Here is a 4946-nt window from a genome sequence, read left to right as displayed (position 1 = left end):
AACAATCTTCAAATATAATTAATGCCATGGTGCAAAAAATAGCTTTTTTTAATCATAAAGGTGGAGTGAGCAAAACTACAACCACTTTTAACCTTGGTTGGATGCTTGCTGAGAAGGGCAAAAGAGTAATTATTGTCGATACCGATCCCCAATGTAACTTAACCGGTATGGTTTTGACTAATGAAAGTGAAGATAGGGAGGAAAGACTACAAGCAATCTACAATACTTACTCTAATATTAAAACAGCTTTAGCGCCCGCTTTTGAGTCTCAACCGAGATTAATTGAAGCTGTGGACTGTATTCCTATTGATGGTCGTGATCGTTTATTTCTATTGCCCGGTCATGTGGGGTTAGCTGAATATGAAGTTCTTCTAGGTATTGCTCAAGAACTTAGTGGGTCAATTCAGGCTTTAAAAAATCTCCCCGGTGCGATTACATATTTATTAGACAAAACTGCCGAAAGATTTCAAGCTGACTATATTTTAATCGATATGAGTCCCAGTTTGGGGTCAATCAATCAAAATATACTGATGACCAGCAACTTTTTTATTGTGCCAACCACGCCAGATTTTTTCTCGGTTATGGCTATCGATTCTTTAGCTAAAATATTGCCTAAGTGGCACCAATGGGCTAAGGCAGCTAGTGCTTTACCAATTCTCAAAACAGCCAACTATCCCTTTCCCGAAGTTGACCTACATTTTTTAGGAACTATTGTTCAGAAATATCGAATCAAAGGTGGCCAAGAAACAAAAGCTCTTGAAAACTGGATTAACGAAATCGAGGAAAATATTGGCAATAAAATGATTCCAGCCCTAGAAAAAAATGGCATGATGCTACCGAAATTTATCTACGATCAGAATGGGGTACCAGACTGCTGTACTCTAGTAAAAATCCCTGATTTTAATAGTCTTATTGCCTTATCTCAAGAGCATCAAACGCCCGTTTTTGCGCTAACTGCTGAACAATTAGGATGGCAAGGTACAGTGTTAGATCAAGCCCAAGAAAAACAACAAAAATTTAAAGATATTTTTTCTGACTTAGCAGACAAAGTTATCGGTCTTACCTCCGAGATTTATGCAGTTAGCCATTGAACAATTTCGCCTTAGTCTTGCCCGCGTTCGTGACTTGATCGCTATCCACAATTCCCTCAAATCTCAGACTACTTCCGCCCTAGATGTATCGGATATCCTCAGAGCCGCTTTAGTCCTGACTGTGAGCGCTTTAGATTATTATATTCACGAAGTGATTACTCTAGGAATGCTAGAAATTTATCGAGGCCAACGTTCAGAACCTTCTCCCACTCCTAACAGTTCTCAATCTGCCTTTTCTCGTTTTCAAGTCTCCTTGAATGGCGCACGACAAGAACGATTGATAGCTATTAGTATTGGCTCTTGGTTAGAGAACGAAATTCAACAAAACTACGGTTCTTTTTTTGATCAAGAATCTCGCTCAATTTCCGAGGTACTACCAATGATTGAAAATCTCCTCACCAACAAACTTAATAGTAATTATTGGCTAGAGACTGAAATTAGAGAAAACCTCAGATATAAAAGCTTTCAACAACCGGACAAGATAGCGGAGGCCATTAGATTAATTTCAGCCAAGAAATTGTGGGAAGAAGTGGCCAGCAAACTAAATAAACCAGCCAAAGATATTAAAAGCCAACTTAGCATAATTGTTGATCGAAGGAACAAAATCGCCCACGAAGCTGATATAAGCCCGAGTTATGGCATTGGTAGTCGCTGGAATATCGATGAAAATATGGTTAATGATGCCGTTAACTTTATAGAACAGCTTGTTGAAAATATCCATCAGGTACTTGAGGACATCCACTAGCCGAGAATTTCCCCGGCAGTCTAGTTATAAATACTTATGATTTCTCAGGGAATTATAACAATTATTAAATAATGTGTAGTTTTGTATACTGATGTCAGGAACTTAGATACAATATCAAGTGGCGTAAGATATATAGAGATTAGCTAGTGAGTCGGCATCAAGACAGTCAAACTGACCGGAAACGAGAAGAAACACAGTTCATTCCTTACAGTGCAGAAGCGATCGCTCAACAATACCGTTACAAACCTTGGCAATTGTTCGGTCGCGCTTTCGTGATTACTTGGTCTTTAGGATTATTTCTCCTCAGTCTCCTCTGGGACAAATGGACAAAGCAAGAAGAAGCCAATAAATACCAGCGTGCCAGCGAACTTAGGCAAATTCTCACCCGTTTGATTCCGACCTTCATCAAAGTCGGTCAAGCTCTCTCTACCCGCCCCGACCTCGTTCGCAAAGACTTTTTAGACGAATTAGTTAAACTGCAAGACCAACTTCCCCCCTTCGATAACGACATTGCTTTTGCCATTATCGAGACAGAATTGGGAATGCCTGTAGAAAAAGCCTATCGAGAAATATCCCCCACCCCCGTGGCTGCCGCTAGTTTAGGACAGGTTTATAAAGCTATTCTACCCACCGGCGAAGAAGTAGCCGTTAAAGTGCAAAGACCGGGGCTGCGGGCGCTTTTAAGCCTCGATTTATACCTAATGCGCTGGGCTGCCCAAAAATTCGGTCGTTTATTACCCCTCAATCTCGGCCATGACCTCACCCTGATTGTCGATGAATTCGGCACCAAACTCTTTGAGGAAATCGACTATCAAAACGAAGGTCGCAACGCTGAAAAATTCGCCACCAACTTCCAAAATAACCCCGAAGTTAAAGTTCCCAGTATCTACTGGCGTTATAGTGGTCGCCGCGTCCTCACCCTGGAATGGATTGATGGCTATAAACTCACCGATACCGAGAATATCAAAGCTTTAGGATTAGACCCCAATAATATCGTTAAAATCGGCGTCACCTCTGGATTACAGCAACTCCTCGAACACGGCTTTTTCCACGCTGATCCCCATCCGGGTAATCTTTTCGCCACCTTTGATGGTCGCATGGCCTATATCGATTTTGGCATGATGGACCAGTTAGAGGAGGAAACTAAAGAAACCCTCGCTAGTTGCGTCGTCGATTTAATTAACAAAGACTACGAAAACCTAGCCGCCAACTTTGTCAAACTGGGATTTTTAACCCCAGAAACGGATATAAAACCAATTATTCCGGCTCTAGAACGGGTTTTAGGCAATGCCATCGGTCAAAGGGTCGGTGACTTCAATTTCCGCACTATTACCGATGATTTCTCCGAATTGATGTACCAATATCCCTTCCGGATTCCCGCCAAATTCGCCCTGATTATTCGTTCCCTCGTCACCCAAGAAGGGGTGGCCCTTACCCTCGATCCTAACTTCAAAATCGTCCAAGTAGCCTATCCCTACGTTGCTAAACGTCTCCTGACCGGGGAATCGCCCCAACTGCGGCGGCGTTTACTGGATGTGCTGTTCAAAAACGGTAAATTCCAGTGGCAACGCCTAGAAAACATGATTACAATGGCTCGCTCGGAAAGCAACTTCGATTTACTGCCCACAGCGCAATTAGGCATCACTTTTCTTCTCTCGGAAGAAGGTCGTTATCTGCGTCGTCAATTGCTATTAGCTTTGACGGAAGATGACCGTCTCCATACTGCCGAAGTACAACGTCTCTGGGGTTTAATTCAAGGAGAATTGCAACCGCGGCGACTCTTGGATGTGGCCATGAGCGCTTTTCGGGAATTATCGTCCCAAGGTGTGGCCGCTGTCCTTCCGGGAGAAACCAGTTCGCGTTAAAGTGTTTAAGGTCATCATCGGTTAATCACTTTTTCTATGGATTATTATTTTCTGCCCCAACCGCCCTATTTTCTAGTTTTTGCTGGTTTATTTATCGGTATTACCTGCGGGGCCGCTTTTGAAGCTAGTCTCAAGCAAGTGGTTAACAATTGGTATAAAAATAAGGGTTCAGACGATCAAAATCTTTTAAAATCCAGTTCCTTACAAATTCCTTTTATTGGTATTTGTGTAGGAATCTGTCTTTTCCTGGCCTCGGGATTAGATATATTTATTCTCAATGGTTGGGTTGCCTACGCTATCTCTCTCCCCATGACTATCTTTATTGGTGGTTTGGTTTGGAGTCAGTTAGGGGAATTATTAGGCCAATTACAGCGCGGCGGTTCTAAAGAAATTGACCTCGATTATCGGGGATAATTAGGAGGCAGCAAACATTTAGGACTAAGATAATAGGTGTTAGCAGATAGGAAAGAGCAACTCCCCCACAACTAACACCAAAACCCTAGTTAGGGTTGGCTGAATAAATCTAAAAACCTTGTTGGATAATGTCTTTAGACTTTTTTTCCCTCAAAAAGTGCCGACCATTGGAGTGATTGGGGGGAAAATTCCGGGACTTTTTCCCTGAAAATTAGGTAATTGACTACCTGAAAATGGGTAAAACCCCACACCCCACACCCCACACCCTACACCCTACCCCCACGAAAAACTTTTTGCCGCAAACCCTAGTTATACCCAATTTCCCAGCTATTTTGGCCCGCGATTTTAGATGCAAAAACCTTTAGCATGGCATTGGCGATCGCTTCCTCTGCATCAGCGCACCGGTTCCGAGGTTTTTGCCTGCTTATTCTCCCAAGATGCGATCGCTACTTTACTAGAAAGTCCCTATCCGGGTAATTCCCTCTCCCGTTACTCTCTTTGTGCTGGTTCCCCGCGTCAGCTTTGGACCCCTGCATTAGGGGAAATTTTGCCCTTTTTAAGCAGTTTACTCCCCCAAACCCGATGTGATCATCTTCCCGATCATCTTCCCTTCCATGGCGGTTGGTTGGGGTGGTTAGGCTACGATTTAGCTTGGGAGATAGAAAAATTACCGGACAGGAAAGCTGATAGTCTCCCTTTTCCCGTCGCTTATTGGTATGAACCGGATAGTTTTGCCATTCTCGATCACCAAGCACAAATTCTCTGGTTAGCTGCCACTAAACCCGAAGATTTAGATAAATACGAACAATCTTTAACCACTAACCCCGATTT

General features: G+C 42.9%; 5 protein-coding genes and 1 pseudogene. All 6 read left to right on the top strand.

All coding sequences use genetic code 11. The features are described 5' to 3' along the window. Window positions 1-26: 26 nt before the first annotated feature. Window positions 27-1091, top strand: coding sequence for a ParA family protein (locus PX481_RS10460; RefSeq protein WP_353852189.1), 1065 nt, complete (start codon window positions 27-29; stop codon window positions 1089-1091). Continuing rightward, window positions 1075-1836 carry a HEPN domain-containing protein gene (locus PX481_RS10455; protein WP_288059146.1) on the top strand — a complete coding sequence of 254 codons (762 nt, stop codon included), beginning with the start codon at window positions 1075-1077 and terminating at the stop codon, window positions 1834-1836. Before PX481_RS10460 ends, PX481_RS10455 begins: the two co-directional genes overlap by 17 nt. A 146-nt stretch (window positions 1837-1982) precedes the next feature. Further along, window positions 1983-3701, top strand: a complete 1719-nt coding sequence (locus PX481_RS10450) for an ABC1 kinase family protein (protein ID WP_288094553.1) — start codon at window positions 1983-1985, stop codon at window positions 3699-3701. A gap of 36 nt (window positions 3702-3737) precedes the next feature. Continuing rightward, window positions 3738-4115, top strand: coding sequence for a hypothetical protein (locus tag PX481_RS10445; RefSeq protein WP_002734118.1), 378 nt, complete (start codon window positions 3738-3740; stop codon window positions 4113-4115). Between the two features lie 233 nt (window positions 4116-4348). Beyond that, complete coding sequence (locus PX481_RS10440) at window positions 4349-4480, top strand: hypothetical protein (RefSeq protein WP_288025734.1); 132 nt, start codon at window positions 4349-4351, stop codon at window positions 4478-4480. Further along, window positions 4465-4946, top strand: a pseudogene (locus PX481_RS10435) (anthranilate synthase component I); the annotation flags it as partial. The gene PX481_RS10440 and the pseudogene PX481_RS10435, both read left to right, overlap by 16 nt.

Source organism: Microcystis sp. M53603_WE2, from assembly GCF_030065435.1.
Note: the sequence above shows the minus strand (reverse complement) of the source record. Positions and strands in the feature narration are given on the sequence as shown.